Raw genomic sequence first — 14,768 nt, 5'->3', positions numbered from 1 at the left:
GGCGCGAGCCCGCTGCTCGGGACCCGGGCCGGGCCGCTGTTCGGGGTCGGCCCGGTGCTGCCCGCCCCGGTCTGGCTCGCGCTCGGCGCGGTGATGGGCCTGGCGGCGCTGGCCGTCGTCGTGGGGTGGAACGCGCGGGCGGCGGCCCTGCTGGTCGGGCTGTGCACCGCCGGCTTCGTCTGGGGTGCGGGCTACTACTCCAACCACACCTACCTGCTGTTCACCGCGGCGGTGCTGCTGTCGTTCTCCGACTGCGACGCGGCCTGGTCGCTCCGGTCCCGGCGCGGACACGGCGCCGACCGGGTGTGGGCGGCGCCGGTGCTGGTGCTGCGGGCGCAGATCACGATCGTCTACTTCTACGCCGCGATCTCGAAGATCCGTCCGGACTTCCTGTCCGGCAACGGGCTGGCGTCCTGGACGTGGGACTCGGTGCTGGTCCCGGCGCTGACGCCCATCGCCTCGGCCAGCCGCAGGTGCGGCGCGGCCTCGTCGTGGCGCGAACGGCGCTGCAGGGTGCGCCCGAGGAGCAGGTGGGCGTACCCGTCGGCCGGCTCGCGGCGCACCAGCTCGCGGAGCTCGGTCTCGGCCCGGCCGAGCTGCGCGGAGTGGTAGTACGCGCGGGCCAGCAGCAGCCGGACCGCGGCGGCCTCGGGCTGCTCGGCGACGAGCTCGGCGAGCACCGTCGCGGCCCCCGCGGGGTCGCCGGAGTCGAACAGGAACCCGGCGTGCTCCCACCGGTCGGCAGGCTCTGCCTCCGTCCCGGTCATCCAGGACAGCGCGTCGATCCTCATCGGTGCGGCCTCCTTCCGGCCCGTTCGGTTGATACGTCAACCACAACCGCGGCGCCGGGTGTTCTGTTCCCGGCTCAGGCCAGGGCGGCGCGGACCAGTTCGGGCATCCCGGTCGCCGGGCGGCCGAGCAGCGTCGCGAGGTCCTCCGACGGCTCGGCGAACATCCCCGACGAGACGAACTCGCCGATGAAGGCCGGCGCCGGGCCCTGGTCGAGCGGTACCCGGCGGTGCGACACCGGCCGGCCGGACTCCGCGGCGATCGTCGCGGCCAGCTCGTCGTAGGTCCACAGCGGTCCGCGCAGCTCGTAGGCGCGCCCGGCGTGCTCCTGCGGCCCCCGGCCACGACGACGGCGGCGGCCCGCGCGAGGTCCGCGATCGTGGCGGTGTTGAGCGCCCGGCCGCCGTCCGCGGCGACCGTCTCCCCGGCCTCCAGCGCGGTGGCGACCACGCCCGGGTTGACGAACATGTCCGAGTAGAAGGTGTTGCGCAGCGGCGTCGCCGGCAGTCCGGAGTCGCGCAGCAGTTCCTCGGTGAAGGTGTGGTCGGCGAGGAACGCGGGCGCGCCGGGCCGGTCCGCGCCGATGGCGCTGGTGTAGACGACGTGGCCGACACCCGCGTCGGCGGCGGCGCGGACCACGTTGCCGTGCTGGCGCTCGCGCACCCCGGGGGTCACGTCGGAGCCGGACACGAACAGCAGCCCGTCGGCGCCGGTGAACGCCGCCTTCAGCGAGGCCGGGTCCTCGTAGTCGCCGACGTGCACCCGGACCCCGGCCGCGGCCAGATCGGCCACCTTCTCCGCGGACCGGGCGAGGACGCCCACCTGCTCCGCCGGCACGGTCTCCAGCAGCGCCCGTACGGCCGCGCCGCCTAGCTTCCCGCTCGCCCCGGTCACGATGATCATCGCTGTCTCCCCATCTCGTCGTGGACGGTGCCGACCCTGCCGGATAGACTTACGTTTCGTAAGTACGTACCTTCTGGTAAGTAGGTGGGTGGACGGTGAGCACGCAGGTGGAACGGCCCACGGGCCTGTTCTCGGGTGACGCGTTCGACAGCAGCTGCCCCTCGCGGTCGGTCCTCGACCACGTGACGTCGAAGTGGGCGGTCCTCGTGCTCGTCGTCCTGTCCCGCGAGGACCACCGCTTCTCCGCGCTGCGGCGCGCCGTCGGCGGGATCAGCGAGAAGATGCTGGCCCAGACCCTGCGCACCCTGGAGGGCGACGGCTTCGTGCACCGCGAGGTCGCCGCGACCACCCCGCCGCAGGTCAGCTACGGCCTCACCGAGCTCGGCCACGGCGTGACCGGCCACCTCGCCGGCCTCGTCGGCTGGATCGAGGACCGGATCCCCGAGGTGCTGGCGGCACGCGAGCGGGCCTAGGTCCCGGTGGTCAGTGCCCGCCGCCCAGGTGCCCGGCGAGCCGCTCGTGGCGGTCGCGGCTGTCGTCGTTCATCCCGGTGACGACGAGCGTGCGGCCGGACCGCGCGTAGCGGCGCCGCAGGTCGTCGAGGACGGCGACGGTCGAGGCGTCCCACACGTGCGCGCCGGACAGGTCGACGGTCACCTCGTCGGGGTCCCCGTCGGGGGCGAACGCCGTGCTCAGCTCGCTGCTGGAGGCGAAGAACAGCTGGCCGGTGACGCGGTAGACCACCGCCCCGCCGCCGTCGACGGTGCGGTCCACCCCGACCAGCCGTGACACCCGGTTCGCGAACAGCACCGAGGCGACGAGCACGCCGGCGCCCACGCCGAAGGCGAGGTTGTGGGTGCCGACGGTGACCACGACGGTCGTCAGCATCACCGCCGTCTCGCTGCGCGGCATCCGGCGCAGTGTCGCCGGACGGATGCTGTGCCAGTCGAACGTCCCGACCGACACCATGACCATCACCGCGACCAGGGCGGCCATCGGGATCAGCGCGACGACGTCGCCGAGTGCGACCACGAGGACCAGCAGGAACGCCCCCGCCAGGAACGTGGACAGCCGCGTCCTGGCCCCGGACGCCTTCACGTTGATCATCGTCTGGCCGATCATCGCGCAGCCGCCCATGCCGCCGGTGAAGCCGGTGACGATGTTCGCGACGCCCTGGCCCCACGACTCGCGGGTCTTGTCCGAGCCGGTCTGCGTGATGTCGTCGACCAGGCGCGCGGTCATCAGCGACTCGATCAGTCCGACCAGCGCGACGCCGAGCGCGTAGGGCGCGACGATCCGCAGCGTCTCCCACGTGAGCGGCACCGCGGGGAGATGCGGGAGCGGCACCGTGTCCGGCAGCGCGCCCTGGTCGCCGACGGTCGGCACGGCGACCGCGGCCGTCACCGTGACCACGGTCAGCCCGACGATGGCGACCAGCGGTGCCGGGACGACGCGGGTCAGCCGCGGCAGTCCGACGATGACCACCAGGCCGACGGCGACCAGCGGGTAGACCGCCCAGGGCACGCCGACCAGCTGGGGCACCTGCGAGGTGAAGATCAGGATCGCGAGTGCGTTGACGAAGCCGACCATGACGCTGCGTGGCAGGAAGCGCATCAGCCGCGCGACGCCCGCGGCGGCCAGCGCGATCTGCAGCGCCCCACCCAGCACGACCGCGGCGAACAGGTACTCGACGCCGTACTCCCGCGACAGCGGGGCCACGACCAGGGCGATCGCGCCGGTGGCGGCCGAGATCATCGCCGGTCGCCCGCCGCAGACCGCGATGACCACGGCCATGGTGAACGAGGCGTACAGGCCGACCCGGGGGTCCACCCCGGCGATGATCGAGAACGCGATGGCCTCGGGGATCAGGGCGAGCGCGACGACAAGTCCGGCGAGCACCTCGGTGCGCACCAGGCGGGGTGTCCAGCGCGCACGCAGCGTGGCGAGGTCGGGCAGGGCGGAGCGGGGCACGATACGACGGTCGCTTTCACGTCGGGGGAGGGGTGGGCCCGCGGGCCACGTCGGCGGGAGCGCGCGAACGGCCCGACCGTACTCTCACGCGAGGGGAGGGTCTGCGGTGCGGGGCCCGGATCCCGTCCGGGGTGGCGCGTCCCACACTCCGTTGTCCCACAGGTCGATCTCAGCGTCGTCACAGCGACGGTGAGCACGATGGGGTCCATGGCGATGACTCCCGACGTACCGACCTGGGTGGGTGAGCTCGACCGGCTCGCCCCGGCCCGCGACCTCGAGGTCGACCGGCGGTTCGCCGCCGCGCGGCTGCTGGTCACCGTCGGTGGCACCCCGCAGGGTCAGGTCACCGTGCCGCTGCGCACCGGGCGCGCGACCGCCGCGGAGCTCTCGCTCGCAGTCGCCGCGCTGCCCGCGGCCGGCACCGTCGCCGTCGCGCCGTCCGCGGCCGACCCGGTCACCGTGGTCGTCGCGACCCGCAACCGGCCCGAGTCGCTGGCCCGCTGCCTGCGCGCGGTCCTCGCCTCCGACCACCCGGCGCTGTCGGTCGTCGTCGTGGACAACGACCCGGACGACGAGCGGACCGAGGTGGCCGTGCGGGCCGCGGGTTCCGACCGCGTCCGCTACGTCCGCGAGCCGCGGCGCGGTGCGTCCATCGGGCGCAACCGGGGCCTGGCCGAGGCCCGCACCGAGATCGTCGCCTTCACCGACGACGACACCGAGGTCGACCCCGCCTGGGCCTCGCGCATCGCCGGCGCCTTCGCCGCGGACCCCGAGCTCGCCTGCGTCTCCGGCCCGGTACTGGCCGCCCGCCTGGGCAGCCCCGAGGAGCGCGCCGCCGACGTCGCCCTGGCCTGGAACAAGGGCTTCACCCCGCGCCGGTTCACCCTCGCCGAGCCCCCCGCGGACTCCCCGATCTTCCCGTTCGCACCCGGCCTGTTCGGCATCGGCGCCAACCTCGCCGTGCGGGCCGGGGCCGCCCGCGCCGTCGGCGGCTTCGACGAGGCCATGGGCCCGGGCACCCCCACCCACGGCGGCGAGGACTGCGAGTTCCTGGTCCGCATGATCCTGGCCGGCAACGTCCTCGGCTACGCCCCGGGCGCCTACCTGTGGCACCACCACCGCCCCGACCAGGCCGCGCTGAACACCCAGCTCGAGGGCTACGCGATCGGGTTGGGCAGTTTCCTGGCGAAGGTGGCGCTGTCGCCGCAGGGCCGGTCGGTCGCGCTGCGCCGGCTCCCGGCGGCGGTCGCCCGGCTGCGCCACATCTCCGACCGCGAGGCAGGCGCCGGCGACGCGATGCCCGACAGCGGACTGCTGGAGCGCGGCGGCCGGATCGCCCGCGGCGGCTGGGCCTACCTGCAGCGGTCCCGCGAGGTGCGGCGCAACGGTGGCGCGGTCCCGCCGATGCTGCTGCCCGCGCGCTCGGCGCTCGTCCCGGCGCACATCCGGCGCGCCGCCGAGGCCGCGCGGGTCCGGACCGGGGCCGGCGCCCACGTCGGCCCGACGGCCGTCCCGGCTCCGCGTCCCGACCGGCAGGCCGAGGCCGAGGCCGGCGACGACCGCGGGGCCGCCGAGCTCACCCGGAACTCCGCGGCCTGAGCCGCTACAGCCCGTAGGACTTCCCGATGATGTCGCGCTGGATCTCGCTGGTCCCGCCGTACACCGTCGAGACGACGCTCTGGCGGAGCAGCCGCTCCATGCCGTACTCGGTGGCGTAGCCGTAGCCGCCGAGCATCTGCATCCCCTCCAGGGACAGGTGCTTGGCGAGTTCGGTGGCCTTGAGCTTGGCCATCGACGCCTCGCGGGGGAACAGCGCACCCGCGGGGGCCTCGTCGATCACCCGTGCGGTGTCGTGCACCAGCAGTCGCGTGGCCGCCAGCTCGGTGGCGTTGTCGGCGATGCGGTGGCGCATCGCCTGGAAGCTCCCGACGGGGCGGCCGAACTGCGTGCGCTCCTTGACGTAGGCGACGGTGTCGTCGAAGGCGCGCCGCGCCAGTCCGAGCATGAGCCCGGCCAGGATCATCCGCTCCAGGTTCAGCCCGGCCATGAGCTGGCGCCAGCCCTGGCCCTCGACGCCGACGACGGCGTCGGCGGGCAGCTCGCACCCGTCGAAGTAGAGGTCGTTGACCTCCTTGCCGCCCATCGTCTCGATGCCGTGGATCGACAGGCCCGCCGCGTCGGCGGGCACGACGAACATGGTCAGGCCGTCGTGCTTGCCGCCCTCGGTGGAGGTGCGGGCGACCAGCAGGATGTGCGACGCGATGTGCGCGTTCGAGCACCAGGTCTTCTGGCCGTCGATCCGCCAGCCGGTCTCCGTCTTCGTGGCCTTGCACTTCAGTCCGCCGACGTCGGACCCGGCCTCCGGCTCGGACATCGAGATCGACAGCACGTCGCCGCGGCACATCCCGCCCAGCAGCTCCTGCTTCTGGGCCTCGGTGCCGAACTTCTCGATCGCCGCGGCGGTGATGGTGGTCGTGCCGAACCCGGCGATCGGGGCCTGGCCGTACGCGGACTCCTCCAGGAAGACCAGCAGGTCACGCATGCCCTGGCCGGCGCCGCCGTACTCCTCGGGGGTGGCGATGCCGAGCCAGCCGAGGTCGGCCATCTTGCGGTAGATCTCGTCGGAGTGGGCGTGCCGCCCGCCGCCGGTCAGCTCGTCGCGGCGCTCCTTGCTGCCGATCTCGCGACGGCAGAAGTCGCCGATCGCCTTCGCCAGGTCGGTCTGATCCTCGGTCAGGGTGACGGGCATCAGGGGTCTCCTCGGTCGTCGGACCACATTCCCGTGCGGTCCAGGTGGGTGAGCAGCAGGTCCCGGCCGTCGAGCACGTGACGGCGCATCGCCGCCCGCGCGGCGTCGGGGTCGGCGGCGCCGAGCGCGTCGAGCAGGACGACGTGGGCGTCGACCGCGCCGGCCCGCCACTCGGGCGAGCCGGTGTAGAAGTGCGCCGGCAGGTAGTGCGACGAGCGCCCCACCAGCCAGGCGAGCTTGCGCGAGCCGGCCAGCCGGTTGACCTCGGCGTGCAGCCGGTGCTCGGCGGACACGAGCGGGTCCAGCTCGGCCGGGTCGTGGGTCTCGGGGGTGCGCTCGCACAGCGCGGCGATCCGGTCGGCGAGCTCGCGCAGCGGTGCGAGGTCGGCGGGGGACAGCCGCTGCGCCGCGCGCGCGGCCAGCGTCCCGGTCAGGTCGGCCTGCACCTCGAACAGGTCCGCGACGTCGTCCCGGGTCAGCTCGGCGACGACGAACCCGCGCCGCGGCACCGCGTGGACCATGTCCTCGGCGCGCAGCGACTGCAGGGCCTCGCGGACCGGGGTGTGGCTGACGCCCAGGTCCGCGGCGATCCGGTCCATCCGCAGGAAGGTGCCCGGGCGCAGCTCACCGGAGAGGATGCGGTCCCGCAGGACGAGCGCGATGCGGTCGGGCAGCTGCGGGGCGCGGCCCGGGGCGAGCTCACGCACGAAGTCGGCCGTCGACACGGCAACTATCATATACGATTTCGCCGGACCTGCGTCGCCGACGACCGAGGGAGAAGAACGTGCCGGGTCAGAGCCCTGCCGAGGATTTCCGCCTGACCGACATCCTCGCCGATCCCGACCGCGCCGACCTCGTCGCGCTGTCGTCCGACGGCGCGACGACCACCTACGGCGAGCTCGAACAGCGCGCCGGGCGCACCGCGGCGGCCCTGCGCGACCTCGGCCTCGGGGCCGGGGACCGCGTCGTGTGGATCGGGAAGAACCGGCCGGAGTTCCTGGAGCTGCTCTTCGCCGCGCCACGGATCGGCGCGGTGTCGGTCCCGCTCAACACCCGGCTCACCGAGGCCGATCTGCTGGCGCTCGTCGCCGACGCCCGGGCCGGTCTCGTCGTGCTGGGGCCGGACTTCGCGGGGCTGCGCGATGCGCTCGAGGGGCGCCGGGTCGTCGTCGTGGGGGAGGACCACGCGGACTGGCGTGACGCGGCCGCCGACGTGCTGCCGCCGTCGTCGCCGGCCGGGTCCACCCCGGACGACACCGTGCTGCAGCTCTACACCTCCGGCACCACGGGGCTGCCCAAGGGCGTGCTGCTCGCGCACCGGCAGTTCTCGGCGCTGCTGCTCGCCGCCGGGCACTGGTCGATCGACCCCACCTCGACCGCGCTGGTCGCGATGCCGCTGTTCCACATCGGCGGCGTCGGCTACGCCCTGGTCTGCCTGGCCGCCGGGGCGCGGTGCGTGCTCGTCGCCGACATCGTCCCCGGGCCGCTGCTCGACACGATGTCCGACGAGCGCGTCACGAACGCCTTCCTCGTGCCGGCGGTGCTGCAGATGCTCTCCGCGGTGCCCGGTGCCGCCGACCGCGACTGGTCCGCGCTGCGGTCGATCGCCTACGGCGCCTCGCCGATCACCGTCGGCGCGCTGCGGGCGGTCGTCGAGACCTTCCGGGCGCCGCTGTTCCAGGTCTACGGCGCGACCGAGACCACCGGTGCGATCACCCAGCTCGACCCGGCCGACCACGACCCGGACGGCCCCCGGGCGCACCTCATGCGCTCGGCCGGACGGGCGTACCCGTGGGTGCGGCTGACGATCGTGGACCCGGCGACCGGCCGGGAGCTGCCGTCCGGCGAGGTGGGAGAGGTCCGGATCCGGTCCGACCAGGTCACCGCCGGCTACTGGAACCGGCCCGAGGACACCGCGGCCGCGCTCGGCGACGACGCCACGCTGCGCACCGGCGACGGCGGCTACCTCGACGCCGAGGGCTACCTGTTCCTCACCGACCGGATCAAGGACATGATCGTGACCGGCGCGGAGAACGTGTATCCGATCGAGGTGGAGAGCGTGCTGTCCGAGCACCCGGACGTCGCCGACGTCGCGGTGATCGGGGTCCCCGACGAGCGCTGGGGCGAGGCGGTGAAGGCCGTCGTCGTGCCGCGGCCGGGGGCGACGATCGATCCGGACGCCCTCGTCGAGTGGGTCCGGCCGCGGATCGCGGGCTTCAAGCGGCCCCGCTCGGTCGACGTCGTGGAGGCGCTCCCGCGCAACCCGAGCGGCAAGATCCTCAAGCGCGAGCTGCGTGAGACCTACCGCAGGGCCTTCACCTGACCGCAATCGTCGGTTAGCCTCGCCTCAGTACCGGTGAGGGAGGGCTTCCATGTCTCTGCGTCTGCCGACCGGCAGCATCACGGTGCTGCTCGGGCCGTCGGTGCAGCGTCGCCGCATGATGAACCGGCTGGACGACGCGAGCGGCCGGTGTGCCGACGGGCACGACGCCGTGGTCCGCAGGCTGGGGGCCCGCGCGACCGAGTCGGCGGCGGACCGGCTGGCCACCGTCGACGCGGCCCGCCGGGGCCCCACCGCGATGGTCCTCGCCGACCGCCTGACCGACGGTCTCGACGCACACGACCGCAGCACGGTGCTGTCCGCGCTGCGGGCCGTTGCTGCGGACGGGGTCGCCGTCCTCGTCGACGACATCGACCCCGTCGCGGCCCTCGCCGTCGCCGACGGCGCGTTGCGCGTCGACGAGCGTGGCGAGGTCCGGGCGGAGGAGCTGGCCTACTTGGCCTCGTAGGTGAGGCAGTCGGCGGCGTCGGCGCCCGCGCCGATGTTCACCGACGACGCCGTGCACTCGAGCTTCTCGTTGAACCGGCAGTCCGAACGGTGGCAGGCACCGACGAGGCCGTTGCCGCTGCCGCCGCGGAACGAGATCTCGACGAAGGTGCCGCAGTGGGCGTGCTCACCGGAGATCGTGATCGCCCCCGCGCCGCAGCTGGAGTCGGAGTTGTAGGAGCAGCTGGTGGCGGAGCACTGCTGAACCTGGGGCATGTCCTGGGCCGTGGTCATGACGCTCAGGTTGTCGGGGTCGTGCGGTGCGCGCCAGGCAACAGAGGCTCGCCTGACCGGCGGTGCGGGGCGCCTCATTTGCGCCCTCCACCTGGGCGATCGGTGCGGCAAGCGCGGCACCTGTGTGGCGTGAATCACATTGCACGCCCGCCGGACGGGTGATCCGTTTCGGTCACGGAGGTGGCCGGCCGGCGACGACACCCGACCGTGCGGTCGCCCGGTGGCGGCGGCCGTCCGTCGCACGGTCCCGCCCGGTGCGACGACGGTGCCGGAGCCGTGCGTGGCCGCCGACCCGCGGTGGGCGATGATCCCCCCGCCGGACCCGCTGGACCGGGCCGGAGAGGGAGGCGACGTGGACGAGGACCTGATGGGCCGGCTCATCCGGTTCGCCGACCTGACCGCCTGGCCGGCGTTCGCGGCGTTCGGGGTACAGGAGGAGTCGATCGACCGGCTGCTCGCGACGACCGCGGGCCTGGACCCGTCGGCCGTCGCCGGGGTGCGGGCCGGGCTCGCCGGACGGGTCCGCGCCGCGGCGCGGGCGCTGCGGAACGAGCCGCCGGTCGCGGACGGCCTGCACCGGATGGCGCTGCGTCCGGGCGAGCGGATCGTGGTCGTCGGCGACTCCCTGTCCGCCGACCGGCTGAGCTGGGCGCGGCTGTTCGCCGAGCTGGTCCCGATGGTCGAACCGGAGGCCTCGGTCGAGGTGCTCGCGCTGTCCGGGCGGACCAGCTCCGAGGCACTCGCACTGGGCCCGGTCCTGGTCTCCCGGGTGCCGACCCGGGTGCTGGTCATGCTGGGCACCAACGACATCCGCCGGGAGGGCGCGACCACCGGGATCCGGATGGTGTCGATCAGCGAGACGGCCCGGAACCTGCGGGCGCTGCGCCTGCTGCTGGAGACCGAGAGCGGCGCCCGGGTGCGGTTCGTCGTCCCGCCGCCGGTCGACCCCGGACGGGTGGCCGCCACCCGCGAGCTCACCGGCGAGTGGTGGGACCCGGCCGACGTCCCCGGGCTCGTCGCGACGGTCCGGGAGGTCGACCCGGACGCGGTCGACCTGTCCCGGATGCCGATCCGGCCCGACTTCTGGGAGGACGACGGCCTGCACCCCAGCCCGATCGGGCAGGTCGCGATCCTGCGGGCGGTCCTGGCCCGGATCTGACCCGGCACGCTCAGCCGCGCAGCGCGGCGATCGCCGCCCGGGCCGCGGCGGCGACCGCGGCCTCCCCGCGCGCCGTGTCGGCCGGGTCGGCCGGGACGGTGAAGACCGTCAGGACCAGCGGTGCGCCGTCCGGCGGGTGGAGCACCCCGGAGTCGTTGCGCTCACCGAGCGGCCCGGAGCCGGTCTTGTCGCCGACGGTCCAGCCGGCCGGGACCGCCGCGCGGATCTGCCGGTCGCCGGTGGTGTTCGCCCGCAGCCAGCCGGTCAGCCGGTCGCGCTGCGCGAGCGGCAGGGCGTCGCCGAGGACCAGGGTGCGCAGCGTGGCGGCCAGTGCGGCCGGGGTCGAGGTGTCGCGCTCGCCGTCGCGGTCGTTCAGCGCGGTCTCGGACCGGTCGGCGCGGGTGACGCCGTCCCCGGTCGTGCGCAGCCACGCGGTCAGCTCGGCGGGGGATCCGACCTCGCGCAGCAGCAGGTTGTGCGCGGTGTTGTCCGAGACGGTGACGGCGGCCTCGCACAGCCGGCCCACCGTCATCCCCGTCGCCAGGTTCCGGGTGGTGACGGGCGCGTACTCCAACAGGTCGGCGCGCCCGTAGCGGACCGGGCGGTCGAGCAGGCCGGGCTCGGACAGCGAGCGGTGCAGCACGAAACCGGCCATCAGCGCCTTGACCACCGAGCACATCAGGAAGCGGTCGCCGTCGCGGTGCCCGGCCGCCGCGCCGGTACCGGTGTCGAGCACGTGCACCCCGATCGTGCGGGCGTACTCGCGTTCGACGTCGGCCAGCGCGGGGATCGGCGCGCTCCCGGCGCCCGGGCCCGCCGGGGCGGGCGCCGCGGGTGCGGCCGGTGCCGCCGGTGCGCAGCCGGTCAGCGCGGCGCCGCCCAGTGCGGCACCGGCCAGGAGCAGGGAGCGGCGGGTGATCGTCATGGTCGCACCGTGTCGCATCCGCACCGATAGCGCGAATACAATCGTGCTTCGCGTGTGATAGCCGTTCGATATGGGGCGAGGCCGGTGGACCTGCTGCGGCACCTGACGTTCTTCGTCGCCGTCGCCGAGGAGCGGCACTTCGGGCGGGCCGCCGCCCGGCTCGGGATGACGCAGCCGCCGCTGTCCCAGGGCCTGCGACGGCTGGAAGCCCGGCTCGGCACCCCGCTGTTCGACCGCGGACCCGGCGGCGTCTCCCCGACGGCGGCCGGTCGCGACCTGCTGCCCCGCGCCCGTGCCCTGATCGAGGACGCCGCGGCGCTCGGCCGCGCCGCCGCCCGGCACGCGGAGGCGGCCCGGGTGCTGCGGCTCGGCGTCGTCGCCGACCTCGGCCCGGCCGCCACCGCCCGGCTGGCGGTCCGCGCCGCCGCCGCGACCGGCCTGCGGGTCGCGCCGACCGTGGCGACCACCGTCGCGCTGGTCGACGCGGTGTCGGACGGGACGGTGGACGTCGCCGTCGTCGCGCACCCGACGGTGCTGGAGTCGGCGCGGGCCGGGCCGGTCGTCGCGCTGCCGACCGAGGTCCTGCTGTCCGCAGGCCACCCCGCTGCGGCCGGGCCGGGGCCGGTGGTGCTGCGCACCCTGCGCGGGACGGCGCCGGCCACGGCGCCGCGGGCGCACGCCCCGGCCGCCCACGACCTGCTGCTCGACACCCTCGACGCCCGCGGGTGCCCGGCCGGCCCGGCCGACGCGGCGTCCCCGGCGGAGGCGCTGGCGCTGGTCGCGACCGGCGCCGCGTTCCTCCTCACCGCCGACCCCGGCCTCGCCGGCGACGGTGTGGTCCGCAGGCCGGTGGCGGGGGAACCGGTGCCCTACCGGGTCCGGGTGGTGCACCGCGACGGCGTCCCGGACGGCCTGGTCGGGGCGCTCGCCGACGCGCTGCGGGAGGGCGCGTGACCCCGGCCGCCGAGGTCCGCGCGGTGTTCCGCGACGCCGGGGTGCGCGGCTGGCTGCACGCCCGCCCGGTCACCGGCGACGGGACCCGCCCGACGGCGCGCGAGGTCGGCGTCGGCGCGCACGTGCCGGTCGTGATGGCGTCGGTCTACAAGGTGTTCGTGCTGGTCGCGTACTGCCGGGCGGTCGACGCCGGCACGATCGACCCACGTGAGCCCGTCGTCGTCCCGGTGCGGCGCACACCCGGGATCACCGGGATCTCCGCGCTCGCCGACCCGGTGACGATGAGCTGGCGGGACCTGGTCACCTCGATGGTGACGGCCTCGGACAACGCCGCGGCCGACGTCGTCCACACCCGGGTGGGGCGCGATCGGGTGGCCGCGCTGCCCGCCGAGCTGGGCCTGGGCGGCACGCGGATCCGGGGCGGCACCGACGACGTGTTCGCCGACCTGCTCGCCGACACCGGCACCGACGACGTCGCCGCGGCCTTCGGGGTGCTCGCCGACAACGACGTCCCCGTCGAGACCCGCGCGCTCAGCCCGGTCTACGGCTCCTCCACCACGGCGGCGGACACCACCGCGCTGCTCGGGATGCTCTGGCGCGGCGAGCTCGCCTCGGACGGGTCCACCGCCTTCGCCCGCCGCGTGCTCGGCGCCCAGATCTGGCCGCACCGGCTGCGTGCCGGGTTCCCCGCGGCCGCGCGGGTGGCGGGCAAGACCGGCACCGTCGGCGCCGTGCGCAACGACGTCGGCGTGGTGACCTACCCCGGGGAGCACCCGGTCGCCGTCGCCGTCTACACCCACGCCGCGCGCAGCGATGCCGCCGTCCCGCGGGCTGACGCGGCGATCGGGGCCGCCGCGCGGGTCGCGGTGCACGCGCTGCGCGCCCCCGCCCTCTGACCCCGGTCAGCCGACCGGCAGCCACTCCCGCGCCGCCGCGACCAGCGCCGCGACGCCGACCGACAGCGTCGGCTCGACCACCGGCGCGTAGCGGGGGGAGTGGTTCGACGGCAGCGACGCGGTCCGCTCCCGGATCTCCGCGACGGTGCCCGCGCCCTCGAACGCGGCCGGGTCGGCCCCGCCGAGCAGCCAGTACACGCACGGCACCCCGGCGGCGACGGCGAACCGGCCCACGTCCTCGCTGCCGGTGACCGGCCCCGGGTCGACGACCGGGAGCGGGGTGACCGCGGCCAGCGCGGCCCGGGTGCGCTCGGCGGCGTCGGCGTCGTTGACGACCGGCGGGAAGGACTCCAGCAGCCGGATCTCGGGGTCGCTCGGCGCCCCGGAGGCCGCGGCCTCGCCGCGCACGGTGCGCTCGATCCCGGCGAGCACCCGGTCCCGGACGCCCGGGGTGTAGGACCGCACGGTCAGGCCCAGCTCGGCGGAGTCGGGGATGACGTTCTCCTTCGTGCCCGCCCGCAGCATGCCGACGCTGAGCACGGCGGTCTCGGTCGCGGCCACCTCCCGCGGCACGACGGTGTGCAGGCGCAGCACCGTCGCGGCGGCGAGCAGCACCGGGTCGACCGTCGTCTCCGGGCGCGAGCCGTGCCCGCCCGAGCCGTGCAGGGTCACCCGCACGGTGTCGCTGCCCGCGAACGCCGGGCCGGCGGCGAGGGCCAGCAGCCCCGCGGGCAGCGGCGCGACGTGCTGGCCCAGCACGACGTCGGGGGTGCCGAAGCGGGCGAACAGACCGTCGTCGAGCATCGCGTCGGCGCCGGCGCCGAACTCCTCGGCGGGCTGGAACACCACCAGCAGCGTGCCCCGCCAGCTGTCGCGGGCGGCGGCCAGCTCGGCGGCGGCGCCCACCAGACAGGTGACGTGCATGTCGTGCCCGCAGGCGTGGGCGACGGCGGTCTCCTCCCCGTCGCGGCCGACGGCGCGGGCGGTGCTGGCGTAGTCCAGGCCGGTGTCCTCGGCGACCGGCAGCGCGTCCATGTCGGCCCGCAGCAGCGCGGTCGGGCCGTCGCCGTTGTGGAGGACCCCGACGACACCGGTGCGTCCGACCCCCTCGGCGACGTCGTAGCCGGCGTCGCGCAACCGGGCCGCGGCGATGCCCGCGGTGCGGGTCTCGGCGAAGGACAGCTCCGGGTGACGGTGCAGGTCGCGGTACAGGTCGGCGAGTTCGGCGCTGCTCACCCGAGTGAACCTAGGCGGCAGGTGCCAGAGGTGGCTGGGCCGGACGAGGTCCCTCCGATGCCGTCACACGGACCGGTGAATCCGCCATCCCAGGGACAACCACGGGACCGGTCGAGTTAACCCCT

At 75.3% G+C, this 14,768-nt stretch carries 15 protein-coding genes and 2 pseudogenes; 8 read left to right on the top strand and 9 right to left on the bottom strand.

Features of this window, described 5'->3' with window-relative positions:
* Window positions 1-93: 93 nt before the first annotated feature.
* A pseudogene (locus AC0GKK_RS12340) lies at window positions 94-396 on the top strand (HTTM domain-containing protein); the annotation flags it as partial.
* Here AC0GKK_RS12340 and AC0GKK_RS12335 read toward each other — a convergent pair.
* The 3 genes and pseudogenes from AC0GKK_RS12335 to AC0GKK_RS12325 all read right to left on the bottom strand — a co-directional run.
* Window positions 357-767, bottom strand: coding sequence for a tetratricopeptide repeat protein (locus AC0GKK_RS12335; protein WP_489884017.1), 411 nt, complete (start codon window positions 765-767; stop codon window positions 357-359). The pseudogene AC0GKK_RS12340 and the gene AC0GKK_RS12335 overlap by 40 nt on opposite strands.
* Before the next feature lie 98 nt (window positions 768-865).
* A complete protein-coding gene (locus AC0GKK_RS12330; protein WP_178374653.1) occupies window positions 866-1,027 on the bottom strand; it encodes a hypothetical protein in 162 nt (53 codons plus the stop codon).
* 191 nt (window positions 1,028-1,218) lie between these two features.
* Window positions 1,219-1,692, bottom strand: a pseudogene (locus AC0GKK_RS12325) (SDR family oxidoreductase); the annotation flags it as partial.
* 95 nt (window positions 1,693-1,787) lie between these two features.
* On the opposite strand from AC0GKK_RS12325, the gene AC0GKK_RS12320 reads away from it, so the two are divergent.
* Window positions 1,788-2,165 carry a winged helix-turn-helix transcriptional regulator gene (locus AC0GKK_RS12320; protein ID WP_062399957.1) on the top strand — a complete coding sequence of 126 codons (378 nt, stop codon included), beginning with the start codon at window positions 1,788-1,790 and terminating at the stop codon, window positions 2,163-2,165.
* A 10-nt stretch (window positions 2,166-2,175) separates the two neighbouring features.
* Here AC0GKK_RS12320 and AC0GKK_RS12315 read toward each other — a convergent pair whose 3' ends face one another.
* Window positions 2,176-3,663: a SulP family inorganic anion transporter gene (locus AC0GKK_RS12315; protein WP_489883890.1), complete on the bottom strand. Its 1,488-nt coding sequence runs from the start codon at window positions 3,661-3,663 to the stop codon at window positions 2,176-2,178.
* 207 nt (window positions 3,664-3,870) lie between these two features.
* On the opposite strand from AC0GKK_RS12315, the gene AC0GKK_RS12310 reads away from it, so the two are divergent.
* Complete coding sequence (locus AC0GKK_RS12310; protein WP_489883889.1) at window positions 3,871-5,262, top strand: glycosyltransferase family 2 protein; 1,392 nt, start codon at window positions 3,871-3,873, stop codon at window positions 5,260-5,262.
* Window positions 5,263-5,266: 4 nt separating this feature from the next.
* Here the strand turns inward: AC0GKK_RS12310 and AC0GKK_RS12305 are convergent, their stop codons facing one another.
* Both AC0GKK_RS12305 and AC0GKK_RS12300 read right to left on the bottom strand, forming a co-directional pair.
* A complete protein-coding gene (locus AC0GKK_RS12305) occupies window positions 5,267-6,412 on the bottom strand; it encodes an acyl-CoA dehydrogenase family protein (protein WP_489883888.1) in 1,146 nt (381 codons plus the stop codon).
* Entirely contained in the window at window positions 6,412-7,137 is a 726-nt protein-coding gene (locus AC0GKK_RS12300) for a GntR family transcriptional regulator (protein ID WP_251786942.1), read from the bottom strand. The genes AC0GKK_RS12305 and AC0GKK_RS12300 overlap by 1 nt, the downstream gene beginning before the upstream one ends.
* 59 nt (window positions 7,138-7,196) lie before the next feature.
* Between AC0GKK_RS12300 and AC0GKK_RS12295 the strand changes: the two genes are divergently transcribed.
* Window positions 7,197-8,735 carry a long-chain-fatty-acid--CoA ligase gene (locus AC0GKK_RS12295; protein ID WP_489883887.1) on the top strand — a complete coding sequence of 513 codons (1,539 nt, stop codon included), beginning with the start codon at window positions 7,197-7,199 and terminating at the stop codon, window positions 8,733-8,735.
* A gap of 49 nt (window positions 8,736-8,784) precedes the next feature.
* Window positions 8,785-9,201, top strand: a complete 417-nt coding sequence (locus tag AC0GKK_RS12290; RefSeq protein WP_346109212.1) for a hypothetical protein — start codon at window positions 8,785-8,787, stop codon at window positions 9,199-9,201.
* On the opposite strand, the gene AC0GKK_RS12285 is transcribed toward AC0GKK_RS12290, so the two are convergent.
* Window positions 9,186-9,473: a DUF1540 domain-containing protein gene (locus AC0GKK_RS12285; protein ID WP_062399966.1), complete on the bottom strand. Its 288-nt coding sequence runs from the start codon at window positions 9,471-9,473 to the stop codon at window positions 9,186-9,188. The two genes, AC0GKK_RS12290 and AC0GKK_RS12285, sit on opposite strands and share 16 nt — an antisense overlap.
* 280 nt (window positions 9,474-9,753) lie before the next feature.
* On the opposite strand from AC0GKK_RS12285, the gene AC0GKK_RS12280 reads away from it, so the two are divergent.
* Window positions 9,754-10,632, top strand: a complete 879-nt coding sequence (locus AC0GKK_RS12280) for an SGNH/GDSL hydrolase family protein (RefSeq protein WP_178374646.1) — start codon at window positions 9,754-9,756, stop codon at window positions 10,630-10,632.
* Window positions 10,633-10,642: 10 nt separating this feature from the next.
* Here the strand turns inward: AC0GKK_RS12280 and bla are convergent, their stop codons facing one another.
* Window positions 10,643-11,557 (bottom strand): class A beta-lactamase, encoded by a 915-nt coding sequence (gene bla / locus AC0GKK_RS12275; RefSeq protein WP_489883886.1) that lies wholly within the window; start codon window positions 11,555-11,557, stop codon window positions 10,643-10,645.
* A gap of 84 nt (window positions 11,558-11,641) precedes the next feature.
* Between bla and AC0GKK_RS12270 the strand changes: the two genes are divergently transcribed.
* Complete coding sequence (locus AC0GKK_RS12270; RefSeq protein WP_062399970.1) at window positions 11,642-12,511, top strand: LysR family transcriptional regulator; 870 nt, start codon at window positions 11,642-11,644, stop codon at window positions 12,509-12,511.
* Window positions 12,508-13,407 (top strand): serine hydrolase, encoded by a 900-nt coding sequence (locus AC0GKK_RS12265; protein ID WP_405419645.1) that lies wholly within the window; start codon window positions 12,508-12,510, stop codon window positions 13,405-13,407. Before AC0GKK_RS12270 ends, AC0GKK_RS12265 begins: the two co-directional genes overlap by 4 nt.
* A gap of 6 nt (window positions 13,408-13,413) precedes the next feature.
* On the opposite strand, the gene AC0GKK_RS12260 is transcribed toward AC0GKK_RS12265, so the two are convergent.
* Window positions 13,414-14,643, bottom strand: coding sequence for an amidohydrolase (locus AC0GKK_RS12260; protein ID WP_489883885.1), 1,230 nt, complete (start codon window positions 14,641-14,643; stop codon window positions 13,414-13,416).
* Window positions 14,644-14,768: the final 125 nt, after the last annotated feature.

It is taken from the genome of Pseudonocardia sp. P-1, from assembly GCF_058111925.1.
Note: the sequence above shows the minus strand (reverse complement) of the source record. Positions and strands in the feature narration are given on the sequence as shown.

Coding starts and splice junctions, on each gene's coding strand:
- AC0GKK_RS12290 (WP_346109212.1), top strand. CDS start 8,785: ATGTCTCTGCGTCTGCCGACCGGCAGCATCACGGTGCTGCTCGGGCCG.
- AC0GKK_RS12310 (WP_489883889.1), top strand. CDS start 3,871: ATGGCGATGACTCCCGACGTACCGACCTGGGTGGGTGAGCTCGACCGG.
- AC0GKK_RS12305 (WP_489883888.1), bottom strand. CDS start 6,412: ATGCCCGTCACCCTGACCGAGGATCAGACCGACCTGGCGAAGGCGATC.
- AC0GKK_RS12285 (WP_062399966.1), bottom strand. CDS start 9,473: ATGACCACGGCCCAGGACATGCCCCAGGTTCAGCAGTGCTCCGCCACC.
- AC0GKK_RS12335 (WP_489884017.1), bottom strand. CDS start 767: ATGACCGGGACGGAGGCAGAGCCTGCCGACCGGTGGGAGCACGCCGGG.
- bla (WP_489883886.1), bottom strand. CDS start 11,557: ATGACGATCACCCGCCGCTCCCTGCTCCTGGCCGGTGCCGCACTGGGC.